This is a genomic window from Micromonospora sp. LOL_013, assembly GCF_048060315.1.
Taxonomy (GTDB): Bacteria; Actinomycetota; Actinomycetes; order Mycobacteriales; family Micromonosporaceae; genus Micromonospora_E.
In genome coordinates, this window is record NZ_JBHMIQ010000035.1 from 1 (window position 1) to 17,117 (window position 17,117).

17 protein-coding genes and 1 pseudogene are annotated in these 17,117 nt (G+C 71.6%); 5 read left to right on the forward strand and 13 right to left on the reverse strand.

Going from position 1 to position 17,117, the window contains the following annotated elements; all coding sequences use genetic code 11:
* Positions 1 to 146: 146 nt before the first annotated feature.
* Positions 147 to 458 (reverse strand): hypothetical protein, encoded by a 312-nt coding sequence (locus tag ACFHWS_RS21625; protein WP_416568910.1) that lies wholly within the window; start codon positions 456 to 458, stop codon positions 147 to 149.
* Between the two features lie 182 nt (positions 459 to 640).
* Between ACFHWS_RS21625 and ACFHWS_RS21630 the strand changes: the two are divergent.
* Positions 641 to 1,320, forward strand: a pseudogene (locus tag ACFHWS_RS21630) (Scr1 family TA system antitoxin-like transcriptional regulator).
* Positions 1,311 to 1,505, forward strand: coding sequence for a DUF397 domain-containing protein (locus ACFHWS_RS21635; protein ID WP_416553659.1), 195 nt, complete (start codon positions 1,311 to 1,313; stop codon positions 1,503 to 1,505). The pseudogene ACFHWS_RS21630 and the gene ACFHWS_RS21635 overlap by 10 nt, the downstream one beginning before the upstream one ends.
* 66 nt (positions 1,506 to 1,571) lie before the next feature.
* Here ACFHWS_RS21635 and gatB read toward each other — a convergent pair whose 3' ends face one another.
* From gatB to ACFHWS_RS21695, 12 genes are all read right to left on the reverse strand, one after another.
* Positions 1,572 to 3,077: an Asp-tRNA(Asn)/Glu-tRNA(Gln) amidotransferase subunit GatB gene (gatB, locus tag ACFHWS_RS21640; RefSeq protein WP_416553657.1), complete on the reverse strand. Its 1,506-nt coding sequence runs from the start codon at positions 3,075 to 3,077 to the stop codon at positions 1,572 to 1,574.
* A gap of 42 nt (positions 3,078 to 3,119) precedes the next feature.
* Positions 3,120 to 4,598: an Asp-tRNA(Asn)/Glu-tRNA(Gln) amidotransferase subunit GatA gene (gatA, locus tag ACFHWS_RS21645; RefSeq protein ID WP_416553655.1), complete on the reverse strand. Its 1,479-nt coding sequence runs from the start codon at positions 4,596 to 4,598 to the stop codon at positions 3,120 to 3,122.
* A 3-nt stretch (positions 4,599 to 4,601) separates the two neighbouring features.
* Positions 4,602 to 4,901 carry an Asp-tRNA(Asn)/Glu-tRNA(Gln) amidotransferase subunit GatC gene (gene gatC, locus ACFHWS_RS21650; RefSeq protein ID WP_123600383.1) on the reverse strand — a complete coding sequence of 100 codons (300 nt, stop codon included), beginning with the start codon at positions 4,899 to 4,901 and terminating at the stop codon, positions 4,602 to 4,604.
* 81 nt (positions 4,902 to 4,982) lie between these two features.
* Complete coding sequence (locus ACFHWS_RS21655) at positions 4,983 to 7,178, reverse strand: putative bifunctional diguanylate cyclase/phosphodiesterase (RefSeq protein ID WP_416553653.1); 2,196 nt, start codon at positions 7,176 to 7,178, stop codon at positions 4,983 to 4,985.
* A gap of 238 nt (positions 7,179 to 7,416) precedes the next feature.
* Positions 7,417 to 9,603 carry an NAD-dependent DNA ligase LigA gene (ligA, locus tag ACFHWS_RS21660; protein ID WP_416568911.1) on the reverse strand — a complete coding sequence of 729 codons (2,187 nt, stop codon included), beginning with the start codon at positions 9,601 to 9,603 and terminating at the stop codon, positions 7,417 to 7,419.
* A 132-nt stretch (positions 9,604 to 9,735) separates the two neighbouring features.
* The gene (locus ACFHWS_RS21665; protein WP_416553649.1) at positions 9,736 to 9,897 is read right to left on the reverse strand and encodes a hypothetical protein; all 162 of its coding nucleotides are present in this window, start codon (positions 9,895 to 9,897) and stop codon (positions 9,736 to 9,738) included.
* Positions 9,898 to 9,986: 89 nt separating this feature from the next.
* Positions 9,987 to 11,024: a methionine synthase gene (locus ACFHWS_RS21670; RefSeq protein WP_416568927.1), complete on the reverse strand. Its 1,038-nt coding sequence runs from the start codon at positions 11,022 to 11,024 to the stop codon at positions 9,987 to 9,989.
* 59 nt (positions 11,025 to 11,083) lie between these two features.
* Complete coding sequence (gene mnmA / locus ACFHWS_RS21675; protein WP_416568912.1) at positions 11,084 to 12,157, reverse strand: tRNA 2-thiouridine(34) synthase MnmA; 1,074 nt, start codon at positions 12,155 to 12,157, stop codon at positions 11,084 to 11,086.
* A gap of 62 nt (positions 12,158 to 12,219) precedes the next feature.
* On the reverse strand, positions 12,220 to 13,416 hold the full coding sequence (locus tag ACFHWS_RS21680; RefSeq protein WP_416568913.1) for a cysteine desulfurase family protein: 1,197 nt from the start codon (positions 13,414 to 13,416) through the stop codon (positions 12,220 to 12,222).
* Between the two features lie 104 nt (positions 13,417 to 13,520).
* Complete coding sequence (locus tag ACFHWS_RS21685; RefSeq protein WP_416553643.1) at positions 13,521 to 14,483, reverse strand: electron transfer flavoprotein subunit alpha/FixB family protein; 963 nt, start codon at positions 14,481 to 14,483, stop codon at positions 13,521 to 13,523.
* 14 nt (positions 14,484 to 14,497) lie between these two features.
* Positions 14,498 to 15,277, reverse strand: coding sequence for an electron transfer flavoprotein subunit beta/FixA family protein (locus ACFHWS_RS21690; protein WP_416553641.1), 780 nt, complete (start codon positions 15,275 to 15,277; stop codon positions 14,498 to 14,500).
* Between the two features lie 221 nt (positions 15,278 to 15,498).
* On the reverse strand, positions 15,499 to 15,903 hold the full coding sequence (locus ACFHWS_RS21695; protein WP_278167647.1) for a hypothetical protein: 405 nt from the start codon (positions 15,901 to 15,903) through the stop codon (positions 15,499 to 15,501).
* Positions 15,904 to 15,936: 33 nt separating this feature from the next.
* Between ACFHWS_RS21695 and ACFHWS_RS21700 the strand changes: the two genes are divergently transcribed.
* From ACFHWS_RS21700 to ACFHWS_RS21710, 3 genes are read left to right on the forward strand one after another with little or no spacing between them, the layout of a single operon-like run.
* Positions 15,937 to 16,326, forward strand: a complete 390-nt coding sequence (locus ACFHWS_RS21700) for a YidH family protein (RefSeq protein WP_416553639.1) — start codon at positions 15,937 to 15,939, stop codon at positions 16,324 to 16,326.
* Positions 16,319 to 16,654, forward strand: coding sequence for a DUF202 domain-containing protein (locus tag ACFHWS_RS21705; RefSeq protein ID WP_416553637.1), 336 nt, complete (start codon positions 16,319 to 16,321; stop codon positions 16,652 to 16,654). Before ACFHWS_RS21700 ends, ACFHWS_RS21705 begins: the two co-directional genes overlap by 8 nt.
* Positions 16,655 to 16,690: 36 nt before the next feature.
* Positions 16,691 to 17,116 carry a PLD nuclease N-terminal domain-containing protein gene (locus tag ACFHWS_RS21710; protein WP_123600376.1) on the forward strand — a complete coding sequence of 142 codons (426 nt, stop codon included), beginning with the start codon at positions 16,691 to 16,693 and terminating at the stop codon, positions 17,114 to 17,116.
* Position 17,117 lies beyond the last annotated feature (1 nt).

Below are 17,117 nucleotides of genomic sequence, written 5' to 3' on the forward strand. Positions count from 1 at the left end.
CGCCGTAACCACGGGAAACCCTGCCGTGACCAGGGGTCACCCGACTTTGCAATAGCCCTGGTCGCAGGGGTCCGTCACCATTCAAATAGTCGCTCGCGCCGATTTCGATGACGTCCCACGGCTGCACCAGCGGCGATCTTGTCGACTCAGTCATCGCCACCTGCCCCGGTCGCCGGGTCGGCAGTGAGCCAGATGCCGACCGAGGCGAGCAGCCGGCGGATGGTCCGGGCGGCATCTCGGTCGTATCGGTCCAGGTAGGCCACCGCGAGCCGCAGCCCCGGACAGGTGATCGTGCCGCAGCGCGGACACCCGGTCACCGGGTCGGGCAGGTGCATCGCGGCCAGGTGGCGGGCGCGGGCGATCACCGGGTGGTTGACGTAGCCGGGCACGGCGCTGCCGGTCGGCACCGACATCCAGCCGAGTACGCCGTGCCGGCGCAATTGATCTTTGTCATCCATTCTTGCACCACGCGTCCCCCACCGGGACGACAATGGACGCCTTCTCGAATTTCCCACTCCTCCACCCTGGACTTCCTCGCCTCCCCTATGGAAGGTGGGCTTTGTCCTCGTAGCAACAACATCCGTCACGGGGCAACCCCTGCCCACCGCAAAGCGATTCTGTAGAGAGCTGGAGGAAACGAATGTCTGGAGCAGCGAGCGCATATCTGATAGCGGAGCTCCGCCGCCGCCGCGAGTTGGCCGGGCTCACCCAGGAGCAGTGGGGCGCCGCCCTGCACTGGTCGGCCCAGCACGTCAGCGCGGTCGAGCGCGGTGCCCGGCCGATCCGGCTCGACTACCTGGCCACCATCGACCGGGTCTTCAACTGCGACTACTCGACCCTCTGGGAGCTGCTGCTGCGCACCGAGCGGGCCCCGGTCTGGCTGCGCCCGTGGCTGGAGCACGAACGGGAGGCGATCATGCTGCGCTGCTACGAGCCGCTGCTGGTGCCCGGCCTGCTGCAGACCGAGGCGTACGCCCGCGTCATCCTCACCCATGCCGGGGTGGCGATCGACGACGTCGACACCACCGTCGGCGACCGGCTCGGCCGGCAGGAGATCCTGCACCGGGCCGAGCGGCCGTGCCGCTTCGTCGGGGTGATCGACGAGGCGGTGCTGACCCGGGGCTGAACGGCCCGTTCACTCTGGCCAGCCTGGACGGCCGGGCGGCCGGCTTCGTCGACGGGCCGTTGGAGGGCCAGACCATCGAGTTGGAGGCCGATCTGACCAGACTGGAGCATGCCTGGGAGTCGCTGCGGGAGTACGCTCTGCCCAGCGAGCAGTCCGTGGCGTTGATGCAGGAGGCAGCCGACAGATGGGCATGACGACCGATCCTCGACCGGCCTGGCGGACCAGCAGCCGCAGCAACGGCACCGGCGGCAACTGCGTCGAAGTCGCCGACAACCTGCCCGGCCGGGTCCTGGTCCGCGACAGCAAGAACCGCACCGGCGGCACCCTCACCTTCTCCCCCGCAGCCTGGCAGACATTCGTCAGCCACCACCAGCGGTAAATGACGCGAGCCGCGTCGGGCAGTGCCCGACGCGGCTCGTCCGCTGTGGTTGGCCGCGCGCCCGCCTCAGCCCTGTGCGCCGAGGCGGGACAGGATCAGCTCCCGGACGGTACGCGCGTCAGCCTGGCCCCGGGTCGTCTTCATCACCGCGCCGACCAGCGCCCCGGCCGCCGCCACCTTGCCGTCGCGGACCTTCGCCGCGATGTCCGGGTTGGCGGCGATCGCCTCGTCGACGGCGACGGTCAACGCACCGGTGTCGGAGACCACCTCCAGGCCGCGCGCGGTCATCACCTCGGTCGGCGTGCCCTCCCCGGCGGCCACCGCCTCCAGGACGGTACGGGCCAGCTTGTCGTTGAGCTTGCCGGCGTCGACCAGCCCCTGCAGCTCGGCCACGTGCGCCGGGGTGACCCCCAGCGCGGTCAGCTCCACACCGGACTCGTTGGCCCGGCGGGCCAGCTCACCCAGCCACCACTTGCGGGCACCGGCCGGGGTGGTGCCGGCCGCCACGGTCTGCTCGATCAGCTCGACCGCGCCGGCGTTGACCACCGACTGCATGTCGTGGTCGGTCAGCCCCCACTGCTCCTGCAGCCGCTTGCGGTGCACCCGGGGCAGCTCCGGCAGGGCCGCCTTCAGCTCGGCCACCCAGGCGGCGTCCGGGGCGAGCGGCACCAGGTCAGGCTCCGGGAAGTAGCGGTAGTCGGTGGCGGTCTCCTTGGACCGGCCCGACGTGGTGTCGCCGCTGTCCTCGTGGAAGTGCCGGGTCTCCTGCACGATCCGGCCACCGGCGTCGAGCACCGACGCCTGGCGCAGCATCTCCGCGCGTACCGCCCGCTCCACCGACCGCAGCGAGTTGACGTTCTTGGTCTCGGTGCGGGTGCCCCACTCGGTCTGCCCGACCGGGGTCAGCGAGGTGTTGACGTCGCAGCGCAGCGAGCCCTGCTCCATCCGTACGTCGGACACGCCCAGCGAACGGATCACGTCCCGCAGCTCGGTGACGTACGCGCGGGCCACCTGCGGTGCCCGGTCCCCCGTGCCGGGGATCGGCTTGGTGACGATCTCCACCAGCGGGATGCCGGCCCGGTTGTAGTCGACCAGCGACTCGGTCGCACCGTGAATGCGCCCGGTCGCGCCGCCGACGTGCAGCGTCTTGCCGGTGTCCTCCTCCAGGTGCACCCGCTCGATGCCGATCCGCACCATCTCGCCGTCGACCTCGACGTCGAGCCAGCCGTCCACGCACAGCGGCTCGTCGTACTGGCTGATCTGGTAGTTCTTCGGCATGTCCGGGTAGAAGTAGTTCTTCCGGGCGAACCGGCACCAGTCGGCGATCGAGCAGTTGAGTGCCAGCCCGATGCGGATCGTCGCCTCGATCGCCGCCTTGTTCGCTACCGGCAGCGAGCCGGGCAGCCCGAGGCAGACCGGGCAGACCTGGGTGTTCGGCTCGGCGCCGAACCCGGTCGGGCAGCCGCAGAACATCTTGGTGTTGGTGCCCAGCTCGACGTGCGTCTCCAGGCCGATCACCGGCTCGTAGCGGGCGACGACATCCTCGTACGTGGGCAACGCGGTCGTGCTCATCTCACAGCTCCAACTCTCGATCGCAGGTCAGCACGTCGCCGCTCAGAGCTCCGGCGGGGTGAGGGTGCCGACCGCCGACTCCAGGGCCGCCGCGACCCGGTACATCCGGTCGTCGGCCATCGTGGGTGCCATCACCTGCAACCCGACCGGCAGCCCGTCGGCCAGCCCGCACGGCACCGAGATGGCCGGGCCGCCGTACAGGTTGGTCGGGATGGTGAACAGGTCGGCCAGATACATCTGGTACGGGTCGGCGGTGCGCGCCCCGAGCGGGAACGCCACGAACGGCGTGGTCGGCGAGATCAGCACGTCGACCTGCTCGAACGCGGCGGTGAAGTCGCGGGTGATCAGGGTACGGACCTTCTGCGCCTGCCCGTAGTAGGCGTCGTAGTAGCCGCTGGACAGCGCGTACGTGCCGAGCATGATGCGCCGCTTTACCTCCTGACCGAAGCCCTGGTCGCGGGTCAGCGACATGACCTCTTCCAGGGACCGGTTGCCGTCGTCGCCGCTGCGCAGCCCGTACCGGACGCCGTCGTAGCGGGCCAGGTTGGACGAGCATTCACTCGGCGCGATCAGGTAGTACGCCGGCAGCGCGTAGTCGAAGTGCGGGCAGGAGACCTCGACGACCTCGGCCCCGAGCTTGGTCAGCGCGTCGACGGCGTCACGGAAGGCGGCCAGTACGCCCGGCTCGGCGCCTTCGCCGGAGGCGAACTGGGTGACCAGGCCGAGCCGGACCCCGGTCAGATCACCGGCGGCTCCGGCGCGGGCCGCTTCGACCACCGGCGGCACGGCGGCCGGGATCGAGGTGGAGTCGCGCGGGTCGTGGCCGGCGATCGCCTCGTGCAGCAGCGCCGCGTCGAGCACCGTCCGGGCGCACGGTCCGGGGGTGTCCAGCGAGGAGGAGAAGGCGATCAGCCCGTACCGGGAGGTGCCGCCGTAGGTCGGCTTGACGCCGACGGTGCCGGTGACCGCGCCCGGCTGGCGGATCGAGCCGCCGGTGTCGGTGCCGATCGCCAGTGGAGCTTCGCAACCGGCGACCGCGGCCGCGCTGCCGCCGCCGGATCCGCCGGGGATTCGGGTCAGGTCCCACGGGTTGTACGTCGGCCCGTACGCCGAGTACTCGGTCGACGAGCCCATCGCAAACTCGTCCATGTTGGTCTTACCGAGGATCGGCATGCCGGCAGCGCGCAGCCGGGCGACGATCGTCGCATCGTACGGTGGCCGCCAGCCGTCGAGGATCTTTGACCCGGCGGTGGTCGGTACGCCCTTGGTGGTGACGACGTCCTTGACCGCGATCGGTACCCCGGCCAGCGGGCCGAGCGGCTGCCCGGCGGCGCGGGCGGTGTCGACGGCCTGCGCGGCGGCGAGCGCACCGTCGGCGTCGACGTGCAGGTACGCGTGCACCCGCTCGTCGACGCCGGCGATCCGGTCCAGGTGGGCGCGGGTCACCTCGACGGCGCTGGTGTCGCCGCCGGCGATCAGCCCGGCCAGCTGCGCGGCGGTCATCCCGGTGAGTTCGGACATGGTTCAGACCTCCTCGTCCAGGATGCGCGGCACCCGGAACCGGCCGTCCTCGGCGTCCGGGGCGGCGGCGAGCGCGGCGTCGCGGTCCAGACCGGGGACGACGACGTCGTCGCGCAACACGTTGGTCAGCGGCACCGAGTGCGAGGTGGGCGGGATGTCGTCGGCGGCGACCTCGCCGATCCGGGCGACGGACTGCAGGATGACGTCGAGCTGGCCGGCGAACGTCGCCAGTTCGTCCTCGGTCACGGCCAGCCGCGACAGTCGCGCCAGGTGCGCGACCTCCTCGCGGGAGATGGCGGCCATCTGCGCCCCCTTCGTACGGTGATCGAACGGTTGGCCCGGGATTCTCGCTCAGCGTGGCTCAGCGGGCCGGACCCGACGAGTCTATTTCTCCGGTGGGCCGGCCGAGTCATCGGGCGGGCCGGGCGGGTCTGGCCGCCGGTCTGACGGCGGGTCTGCCGAGTCATCCAGCAGGCCGGGCGGAACGCCACGTGGGCCGGGGACCAGTGGACGGTACCGGGCCAGCCAGCTGACCAGTTCGTCGGCGGGCATCGGCCGGGCGTAGAACCAGCCCTGGGCGACGTGGCAGCCGAGCGCGTGCAACCGCCGCCAGGAGGCGTCGTCCTCGACGCCTTCGGCGACCACCCGCAGCCCGAGCGCCCGGGCCAGCTCGATCACCGAACGGACGATGGCCGCGTCGTCGGTGTCGGCGGCCATGCCGAGGACGAACGAACGGTCGATCTTGACTTCGGACAGCGGGAGCCGGCGCAGGTGCTGCATGGACGAGTAGCCGGTGCCGAAGTCGTCCAGGGCGATCGCCACCCCGATGGCGTCCAGCCGGGAGATGGTGGCCAGCACCCGCCGGGGGTCGGCCATCAACGCCCCCTCGGTGATTTCCAGCTGAAGTTGCTCGGGTGACAGGTTGTAGCGGGCGAGCCGGTCGGAGATCTGATCGGCGATCTCGCCGGTGTGCAGGTCGCGGACGCTGACGTTGACGGCTGCCCGCATGGTGATCCCGGCGGCGGCCCACTTGGCGATCTGCTCGACGACGTCATCGACGACCCGACGGGTGAGCAGGCGCATCACGGCGCTCTGCTCGGCAACCTTGATCAGCTCTTCCGGGTCGACCATGCCCCGGCGCGGATGCCGCCAGCGCAGCAGCGCCTCCACCCCGACCACCTCGCCGGTCGCAATCTCCACCTGCGGCTGGTAGTACATGGTGATCTCGCCGACGTCGTCGACCTCCCGACCGGGGTCGGCCGCGTGCGCGCCGTTGACGTCGAGCACCCGACGCAGGTCGGCGAGGAGACTGAGCCGTTCCGGCGTGTTGTGGTCCGACTCGGCCGTGTAGACGGCGGTGCCGTCACCGGTGTCCTTGGCGTCGTACATGGCGACGTCGGCGTGCTGCAGCAGGGTGGCGAAGTCCCCACCGTGCTCGGGGTAGAGGGCGATGCCCACCGATCCGCCGACGTCCAGCGGCAGCCCGTCCAGGGCGACCGGCTCAGCGAGCGCGGTCACCACTTGTTCGGCGATGTCCCGGGCCTCGTCCGCCCCGGTGAGTCGGGTGGCCAGAATGGCGAACTCGTCACCGCCGAGCCGGACCACCAGGTCCTGCGGTCGGACCACCATGGCCAGCCGCAACCCCACCTCGACCAGCAGCCGGTCGCCGACCAGGTGCCCCAGCGCGTCGTTGACCCGCTTGAACCGGTCCAGGTCGAGCAGCAGCAGCGCCATCCGGGCATCCGGCGCACCGCGGCGGAGCGCGTTGGCGTGTGCCGGCACCTGGTCGGCGATCTCGCCGATCAGTGCCTTGCGGTTGGCCAGCCCGGTCAACGGGTCCAGCCGGGCCGACCGTTCCTGCTCGCTGGCCAACGCAGCCATCCGGTAGACCGCGTACAGCGGCACCAGCACCAGCGGGATCAGCGCCGGGTCGACCTGCGCGGCGACCACCAGCACCGGCCCGAGCAGCAGCAGCGACCCCGTGGAGGACAGCTCGAAGCCGATGCCACGGCGGGCCGACCGCCACCACCGGCCGCCGAAGCGCAGCCGGATCGCCAGGGTGACCGTGCTGTAGTTGACCGCCGACCAAGCGGCCGCCGCGCCGACCGCCACCGCGACGTCGCTCCAGGCCAGCTCCGCGGCGCCGGCGAAGGTGCCCGGCCCGGCCAGTCCGGCCACCGCCGCTGCGGCGGCGAGCGCCAGCGCGTACTGCGAGCTGTTGAACAGGGCCCGCCACGGCACGTGCCGGGCCCGCCAGGCGAAGACCGCAACCGCGACGGCCTGCACCGCGACCGCCGGGCCGAGGCCCCAGGCGAGCAGGATGGCGAAGGTGAAACAGACCGACGGGAAGACCTCGGATCGGCGCCGCCGACCCGGTGGGGTGAACGGTCGGGCGTCGCCGACCACCGCGAGCAGGGCCATCAGCCAGAATGCCGCCGGCAGGTCGGAAATCTGGGCGGGCAGGTTCAGCAACGGTACGGCGCAGACGGCGAGCGCCGCAGCGGTCACGCCGCCAACGAAGCCGAAGAAACCAGGCGCGCGTTCCGGAGGAACGGAGTTCCGCAGTGCCGCGGCCTCCATCTGCCCTCCCGTCGCGCTCCCGTGGCCCGCTTCGCCGACTCAGCACGAGCCGGGCGTCCCACCGACGTCCTACACCTTAAGGATGGACGGCCGGCGGGTCAGGGGTGAAGCGCGGTCGTGACTGATTTGAGACGCGGTCGGCGAATGCCCGCCGCGGGATTCCCGGCCGTCGAGAAATGGCATCCGCCAATTGTCGGAGCTCCGGCGATGGTCCGGGCCGGCCGGCGCCGGAGCGCCGCTAGCTGGCGGCGGCGGGCTCGGCCGTACCGGCCGGATCGGCAGGCTGGGCGGACTCGGCCGGCTGGTCCGGTTCGTTGACGGCGACCGCTCGGGCCGCGTCCGTCCCTTCCTCGAGGAGAACCCCGAAGCCTGCCTCGTCGAGCACCGGGACACGCAGTGATACGGCCTTGTCGTACTTCGATCCCGGGCTGTCGCCGACCACCACGAACCCGGTCTTCTTCGACACCGAGCCGCTGACTTTACCGCCTCGGGACTGCACCGCCTCGGCCGCCTCGTCACGGGAGTACCCGGCGAGCGAACCGGTGATCACGACGGTGACGCCGACCAACGGACGCGGCGCCTGGTCGTCACCGGCTTCCTCGACCATCCGCACGCCCGCCACACGCCAGCGCTGGACCACCTCCTGAGCGTGTGGGGCGGCGAACCAGTCGGCGGCGGCTGCGGCGATCACCGGGCCGACCCCGTCGACGTCGACCAGTTGCTCCTGGCTAGCGGCGGCGATCGCGTCGATCGAACGGAACTCGCGGGCCAGCGCCTGGGCGGCGACCGGGCCGACGTGCCGGATGGAGAACGCGACGATGATCCGCCACAGCGGCCGTTGTTTGGCCTCGGCAAGGTTGGCCAGCAGCTTCTTCGCGTTCTCGGTCAGCTCCCCGCTCTGGTTGCAGAAGAACTCGACTCCGGACAAGCGGTCCGCATCAAGATCGAATAGGTCGCCGATGCTCTGCACGGCACCGGAATCGACCAGGGCGATCGCCGACCGCTCCCCCAGCGCCTCGATGTCGAGAACACTGCGACCGGCGATGTACTCCAGCTTGCGGGTCAACTGCGCCGGGCAGTCAAGATTCGGACACCGGATATCGGCGTCACCTTCTTTTTCGTAGCGCAGCTCGGTGCCACACTCCGGGCACTCGGTCGGCATCACGAACTCGCGCTCGGCGCCGGTCCGCAGATCGACGACCGGGCTGACCACTTCGGGAATGACGTCGCCCGCTTTCCGCAGGACCACCATGTCGCCGATCAGTACCCCTTTGCGGGCCACCTCTCCGGCGTTGTGCAGGGTGGCGAAGCCGACCGTCGAACCGGCCACCTTGACCGGGTCGAGCACCGCGTACGGGGTGACCCGCCCGGTCCGTCCGACGTTGACCTTGACGTCGAGCAGCCGGGTGTTGACCTCCTCCGGCGGGTACTTGTAGGCGATCGCCCAACGCGGAGCGCGACTGGTGGAGCCGAGACGGCGCTGGACCGACACCTCGTCGATCTTGACCACCACGCCGTCGATCTCGTGCTCCACCTCATGGCGGTGCGAGGCGAAGTGGGCGATGAAGTCACGCACCCCGTCGCGGTCGCCGACCACCTGCCAGCGTTGGCTGATCGGCAGCCCCCAGTCGGCCAGCTGCCGGTACGCGTCGGACTGGCGTACCGGCTCGAAGCCTTTGCGCGCCCCCAGGCCGTGCACCACCATGCGCAGCCCGCGTCCAGCGGTGATTCGGGGATCCTTCTGCCGCAGCGAGCCGGCGGCGGCGTTACGCGGGTTCGCGAACGGCGCCTTCTCCTGGGCGACCAGGCTGGCGTTGAGCTCGTCGAACGCGGCCACCGGGAAGTAGATCTCGCCACGCACCTCCAGCAGCTCGGGTGCCTCACCAGCCAACCGCTCCGGGATCTGCCGGATGGTCCGCACGTTCGGGGTGATGTCCTCGCCAACCCGACCGTCGCCCCGGGTCGCCGCCCGGGTCAGCACGCCCCGCTCGTAGGTGAGGTTGACCGCGAGGCCGTCGACCTTCAGCTCGCACAGGTAGTTGACCGGGCCACCGGCGTCGCGCTCGACCCGGTCGGCCCAGGCCGTGAGCTCATCGTCGTCGAAGGCGTTGTCCAGGCTCATCATCCGCTCGGCGTGGTTCACCGGGGCGAACTGGGTGGCGTATGCGTAGCCCACCCGCTGGCTGGGCGAATCCGGCGTACGCAGCGACGGGTGCCGCTCCTCCAGCTGGTTCAGCTCCCGGATCAGCAGGTCGTACTGCCCGTCAGAAATCTCCGGCGCGTCGAGGACGTGGTAGCGGAACTGGTGGCGATCGATCTCCTCGGCGAGCGTGGCGTGCCGCTCCCGGGCGGCCGCGTCGGGCTCCTCACCGGCCTGCGCCTGCCCGGCGGCGCTGACCTGCTGCGGAACGACTTCCTCGGACACCGGCTGACCTCCGTGTTCGGATCTACCTGCGCACCGTATCGGTCGGCACCGACATTCGCGGATACCGGCCGGCGGTCCGACCGCGGTCACCCGTGTGGCGGCCCGACCGCGGTCACTCGCGAACCGGCCCGGTCACTCGCCCTGGACGAGGTTGAACACGGCCACCCCGGCGCACCACAGGAAGCACAGCACGAAGACCACCACCAGCACGGCGATGATCAGTCCGCGGTACATCCGCCACCAGCCGCGCTGACCGGCGGCCGGGTCACCGTCGCTGTCACCGTGGTAGCTCATCGCCACCAACGGTAACCGTAGGCACACCCCGGGCGGGAGTGTTCCACGGCCGAGACCCCACCGCACTCCACCGCCGGCCGCCTGCCGGGTCAGCCCTCGGACAGCCGCCGGCCGGCGTCGCGGCAGGCGGCGAGCGCGGCCCGGGCGTACGGCACGGTCGCCCCGGCCAGCCCGCACGCCGGGGTCACCACCACCTGGGCGGCGGCCTGCTCCGCCGGGAACCCCAGCTTCGACCAGAGGGTACGGACCTGTCCCGCCGCCCGCGCCGAGGTCGGTGCCGCCGCGCCGGACGCTTCCCCGGTCGCCGGCACCACCCCGGCGAACAGCCCCATCCCGGTGTCGATCGCCGCACCGACCGAGTCCAGGTCGGTGAGCAGCTCCAGGTCGGCGGCGATCGCGACGGCTCCGGCTGCCTGCAGCAGACCCACCGGTACACCGGGGGCGCAGCAGTGCACCACCACCGGCACACCGACGCCGGAGATCACCTCGGCGAGCAGGTCCCGGACGGTGCCGGCGGCGACCGCCCGGTAGGTGCGCAGACCGCTGTCGGTGCGCAGCGTCCCGGCCAGCACGGCGGGCAGCGAGGGTTCGTCGAGTTGGAGCAGCAGCCGTGCAGCCGGCACCCGGCGGGACACCTCCGCGACGTGCTCCCGCAGGCCCTCGGTGAGCGAGGCGGCGAGGTCACGTACGGCACCGTGGTCGCGGACCAGCCGCCCGCCGAGGCCGACTTCGAGAGCGGCGGCCAACGTCCACACCCCGGCGGCCTGCAGTTTGACCGGCCCGGTGTAGCCGTCGGCCTGCTCGGTCAACTGGTCGAGGTCCCGTTCCCGCAGGTCGAGTGCGCGGCGCAGGTCCCGGCCGGGTCGGGCGGCGACCCGCCAGCGACCGGCGTACAGCTCGACCGGCAGGTCCACCAGGAAGGTGGCACCGCGCCCGATCATCTCCGCGCCCGGCCCACGGGCCGGTAGCTCGGGCAGGTGCGGCAGGCCCGGCAGTTCACCGAGGACGATCCGTTGCGCTTCGGCGACGTCGGTGCCGGGCAGCGATCCGATCCCACTGGCGGCACCCGGCGGCCAGGGCCACGGTGTGTCCGCCGCCGCCGCTGCGGCCGGCTCCGGTCCCGGCAGGTCACTCGCGTGGGTCACGGCAGGTCACTCGCGTCGGTCACGTCCGCCGACTCTACCGGTCAGCCGGCGATGGTCGCCGAGCCGAGCACCACGTCGCCGGCCGGTTCGGGTCGGTAGGCGACCATCGCCTGGCCGGCGGCCACCCCCCGGACCGGCCGGTGCAGCTGGGCGTACATGCCGGCGTCGGTCAGCTCGACCACCGCCGGGGTGGTCGAGCCGTGCGCGCGCACCTGGAGCATCGCCTCGACCGGGCCGGTCGGCTGGTCCCCGCCGATCCACACCGGGCGGACACCGGTCACCGTGTCGACGTCCAGCGCCTCGGCCGGGCCGACGGTCACCGTATTGCTCGTCGGGGTGATCGACAGCACGTAGCGGGGTCGACCGTCCGGCGCGGGCACCCCGATGCCCAGGCCACGCCGCTGGCCGACGGTGAACGCGTACGCCCCGTCGTGGCGGCCGACGACCGCGCCGGTCGTCGCGTCGACCACGTCGCCCGGGACGTTGCCGAGCCGGTCGGCGAGGAAGCCGCGGGTGTCGCCGTCGGCGATGAAGCAGATGTCGTGTGAGTCGGGCTTGTCGGCCACCGCCAGCCCGCGCCGCGCCGCCTCGGCCCGGACCTGCGCCTTGGTCGAGTCGCCGAGCGGGAACATCGCCCGGTCCAGCTGGGCCCGGTTGAGCACGGCGAGCACGTACGACTGGTCCTTGGCCAGGTCGACGCTGCGCCGCAGCAGACCGTCGGGGCCGAGCCGGGCGTGATGGCCGGTGACCACCGCGTCGAACCCCAACGCCACCGCCCGGTCCAGCACCGCCGCGAACTTGATCTTCTCGTTGCAGCGCAGGCACGGATTCGGGGTACGCCCGGCGGCGTACTCGGCGACGAAGTCGTCCACCACGTCACTGTGGAACTGCTCGGCCATGTCCCAGACGTAGAACGGAATGCCGATCACGTCGGCGGCCCGCCGGGCGTCCCGGGCGTCCTCGACGGTGCAGCAGCCACGGGCCCCGGTACGGTACGTCTGCGGATTGCGCGACAGCGCGAGGTGCACACCGGTCACGTCGTGTCCGGCGGCCACTGCCCGGGCGGCCGCCACCGCCGAATCGACCCCGCCGGACATCGCCGCCAGTACTCGCACCGTACCCATCTCCTGCCTGATCGTCGCCGCACGCTCGAGGGTAGTACCGCAGCGGTGCCGGGTCAGCCGGCGGCGGGCGGCACCGGCTTCGTGCCGCGGACCGCGCCGGCCCGACGGGCCCGCTCGACCGCACCGGGCAGGGCCGCCACCAGCGCGTCGACCTCGGCCCCGGTGGAGTCGTGGCCCAGGCTGAACCGCAGCGACGAGCGGGCCCGCTCGTCGTCGTCGGCCATCGCCAGCAGCACATGCGACGGCTGCGCCACCCCGGCCGAACAGGCCGAGCCGGTCGAGCAGGCGATGCCCTGGGCATCGAGTAGCAGCAACAGCGCGTCGCCTTCGCAGCCGGGGAACGAAAAGTGCGCGTTGCCGGGAAGCCGGTCGGTCGGGTCCCCGTTGTAGATCACATCCGGTACCGCCTGGCGTACCCGTCGGACCAGGTCGTCGCGGAGCGCGCCGACCCGCGCCGCGTGCTCGGCCTGGCGTTTCACCGCCACCTCGACGGCGACCGCGAACGCGGCGATCCCGGCGGTGTCGAGCGTGCCGGAGCGGACGTCGCGCTCCTGGCCACCACCGTGCAGCAGCGGGGTGCAGGCGACGTCCCGGCCGAGCAGCAGGGCACCCACGCCGGCCGGGCCGCCGAGCTTGTGACCGCTGACGGTCAGCGCGGCGGCGCCACTGGCGGCGAAGTCGACCGGGACCTGGCCGACCGCCTGTACCGCGTCGGTGTGCAGCGGTACGCCGGCCCGCGCGGCCATCGCCGCGACGGCGGCGACCGGTTGCACGGTGCCGACCTCGTTGTTCGCCCACATGACGGTGACCAGGGCCAGCTCGTCGGCGACGGCGTCCAGCTCGGCCTGTGCGGTGGCGGCGTCGACCCGACCGGTGGCGTCCACCGGCAGCCAGGTCACCTGGGCCTGCCCGTGCTCGGCGAGCCACTGCACGGCGTCGAGCACGGCGTGGTGCTCGACGGTGCTGGCCAGGATCCGCCGCCGGGCAGGAGCCGCCGCCGAACGTGCCCAGAAGATCCCCTTGACCGCGAGGTTGTCGCTCTCCGTACCGCCAGCGGTGAAGATCACCTCGGACGGCCGGGCGCCGAGGGCGGCAGCGACCCGCTCCCGTGCCTCCTCGACTGTACGCCGGGCCGCCCGTCCGGCGGCGTGCAGTGACGACGCGTTACCGACCCGACGGGCGATGGCGACGTAGGTCTCCACCGCCTCGTCGAGCATCGGCGTGGTCGCAGCGTGGTCGAGATAAGCCATCACCAGCAAGCCTATCCGCCGGGTCGGGTCCGGCGGATAGGCGGCTGGACCCGACCGGCCAGGTCGGTACGGCGGTGACCACGACGCACTGCGAGACGGTCACCTCACTTGCGCTTGCGGATCTCCTCGGCTGCCTGCGGGACCACCTTGTTCAGGTCACCAACCACACCGAAGTCGGCGAGCTCGAAGATCGGCGCCTCGCCGTCCTTGTTGACCGCCACAATGGTCTTCGCGGTCTGCATGCCGGCCCGGTGCTGGATCGCCCCGGAGATACCCAGCGCCACGTACAGCTGCGGGGAGACGGTCTTGCCGGTCTGCCCCACCTGGAACTGGTGCGGGTAGAACCCGGAGTCGACCGCGGCCCGGGAGGCGCCCACCGCGCCACCGAGCAGGTCGGCGAGCTCCTCGACCAGTTTGAAGTTGTCGCCGCTGCCGACACCGCGCCCGCCGGAGACGACCACCGAAGCCTCGGTGAGCTCCGGTCGGGAGCCGGACTGCTCGGCGACCCGCTCGACCACCCTGGCCAGCTTGTCGGAGTCGGTGACCTGCACCTGCAGCTGCTCCACCTGCGGGGTGGCCGGGGCCGGCTCGGGCGCCACCGAGTTGGGCCGCAGCGTCACCAGCGGCAGGCCCCGGGTGACCCGGGAGGTGACGATGGTGGCGCCGGCGAACGCGATCTGGGTCGCGGTGCCGTCGGCGGCCAGGTCGACCACGTCGGTCAGCAGGCCGTTGTCCAGCCGTACGGCGAGCCGCCCGGCGATTTCCTTGCCCTCCTGGGAGGAGGCGAGCAGCACCGCGCCGGGCTGTACCCGGCCGATCAGCTCGGCCAGCACGGTCACCTTCGGAGCGACGAGGTAGCCGTCGATCTCCTCGCCCTCGGCGGCGTACACCTTGCTGGCGCCGTACTCACCGAGCTTGTCGGTCATCGCGGCGGCCGCGCCGGGCCCGCCGAGCACCACCGCGGACACCTCGCCGCCCAGCTTGCGGGCCAGGGTCAGCAACTCCAGGGTGACCTTCTTGACGCCGAACTCACCGGTGGCCTCGACGACAACGAGAACCTCAGCCATGTCAACCTCCCCGCTCACACGAACTTCTCGGACGCCAGGAACTCGACCAGCTGTACGCCGGCCTCGCCGTCGTCGACGACCTTCTGCCCCGCCGACCGTGGCGGGCGCTTGTGGTGCTCGACGACCTCACTGGTCGCCCCGTCGAAGCCGACCTCGCTGGCGGCGACACCCAGATCGGCCAGGGACAGGCTCTGCACCGGCTTCTTCTTCGCCGCCATGATCCCCTTGAACGAGGGGTAGCGCGGCTCGTTGATGGTGTCCCACACCGAGACCACCGCCGGGGTTGCGGCGCTGACCACCTCGTAGCCCTCTTCGTTCTGCCGTTCGACGGTGAGCGTGCCGCCGTCGACGGTCAGCTTGCGGGCGCCGGTCAGGGCGGCGATGCCGAGCCGTTCGGCGAGCATGTGTGGCATCACCTGCACCCGCCCGTCGGTGGACTCGGCGCCGCAGAGGATCAGATCCGCCCCGAGGGTGCCGAGCGCTGCGGCGAGAACCTTGGAGGTGGCGACCGCGCAGGAGCCGTGCAGGGCGTCGTCGACGACGTGCACCGCCTTGTCCGGCCCCATCGACAGCGCCTTGCGAATCGACTCGGCCGCGCGGTCCGGGCCCATGGTGAGGATCGTCACCTCACCGCCGTTGGCCTCCCGCAGCCGCAGCGCCTCCTCGATCGCGTACTCGTCCATCTCATTGATCACGTTGTTGGCCGACCCGCGGTCGACGGTGTTGTCGTCGCCGCGCAGGGCGCGTTCCGCGCCGGAATCGGGCACCTGCTTGACGAGTACGACGATGTTCATCGCGCTTCGACACCCCTCCTGTAGGTGGTGCTGCTCTACCACTCTCGGCGCAGCCTGCCGCTTTCCTTAACGATCGGTCAACCGAGCATCGCTGTGGAATGCCCCACCCACTATGTTACCCGCAAGTAGCCAAGGGCCAAACGGCCCCGCCGACGGGCCGGCCGGACCAAACGGCCGCCCTGGTCAGCAGAGGTGACGGATCGGCCAGGAGGACGGATCGGTCAGGAGGGAGTGGCCAGCGCCTGCCTGATCTTGGAAATCATCGCCGTCTCCGCCGGGTCGACCCCGGACGCGGCCCGCGCCACCCGGTCGACCGCCTCGGTCACCGCCGACCGGTAGTGCTCCAGATCGTGCGGGGCCTTCGCGGTGAGTACCGCCACCGACTGCCGCAGCGCCGGCAGCACCAGCTGCTCCACCGCCTCCGGGGTGTCCCGTGCCAACTTGGGCAACTCGCCGCTGGTCAGCACGTCGTTCACCAGACCCGATGTCCCGGCGAACACGTCCGAGGCGGCGAAGCTCTCCCGGACCATCGACACCAGCCCCGGGTCCGCAGCCGACACCAGGTAGACGGCGCCGAAAGCGCCGGTCTTCAGCGTGCTGCGCTCGTCATCGGTCAGCTCGGCCACAGACAAGAAGTCTAGCCGGCGATAATGATCCACGTGTGGAGTGCGCTGCGCCGGTGGTTCGATCCCCAGGAGCTGCGCCGGATCGGCACCGCGCCCGACTACCGGTTCTCGCTGGCGAACGAGCGTACCTTCCTCGCCTGGATCCGGACCGCCCTGGCGTTGGTCGCCGGCGGGCTGGCCATCGCGCAGTTCCTGCCTGAGCTGTCCGTGGTCCATCTGCGGGAAGGGCTGGCGGTGACCCTGCTGCTGCTCGGCGGGGCCGTCGCGCTGCGGGCGGTCGACCACTGGGCCCGCACCGAGCGGGCCATGCGACTGGGCACCGACCTACCGGCGTCCCGCTTTCCGGCGTTCCTCGCTATCTGTGTCGGTGTCGGTGCCACCGCGTTGACTATCGTCGTACTGGTCGAGGCGGCCAGTGGCTGATCCAGACCCGCCGGCCGACGAGCACGGCCCGCCGACCCGCGATCCGGGGCTACAGCCCGAACGGACCCGGCTGGCCTGGCGGCGGTCGGCTCTGGCTCTCACCCTGGTGGTGGCGCTGACCATGCGGCTGGCCGTCGAGCGGGGCGGAGTCGCCATGCTGCTCGGGCTGTTCGCGGTGGTCGGTTGGGCCGGGCTGATCGGCTACGCCTACCGGCACGCCAGCGGCCCACGACGTCCGGTAGCCGGACAGATCAGCGCCGAGGTGCCCCTGCTGGGGCTGGTCACCGCCGGTTACGCGGTGCTCGGCATGATCCTGATCCTCAGGTGACTAGGCTGAGCCCGCCGGGCGGGGCATCATTGCGGGATGGCCCGCGTGTTCATCCTGCTCTTCATGCTCCACGTCGTGCTCATGGCGGTGGCGCTGATCAGCTGCCTCTCAGCGGAGAAAGGTGACGTCCGTGCCCTGCCGCGCCTGCTCTGGGTGCCGGTCATCATCGTCATCCCCCTCCTCGGGCCGGCTGCCTGGTTCCTCAGCCGCCGGCCCGGCTTCGGCAGCCCGTCACCGCTCGGCGGCGTCCCCCGACCGACCGGCACCCCGCCACCGCGCAACCGCCCGGCGGCCCCCGACGACGATCCCGAGTTCCTGCGCGCGCTCGACGCCGAGAAGTCGAAGCAGGATCGCGAGCTCTTCGAACGGTGGGAGGAGGATCTGCGCCGCCGGGAGGACGATCTGCGCCGCCGGGACGCCGCAGACCCCCGGGAGGACCGCCGGCCCGAGTCAGGTGCCTGAC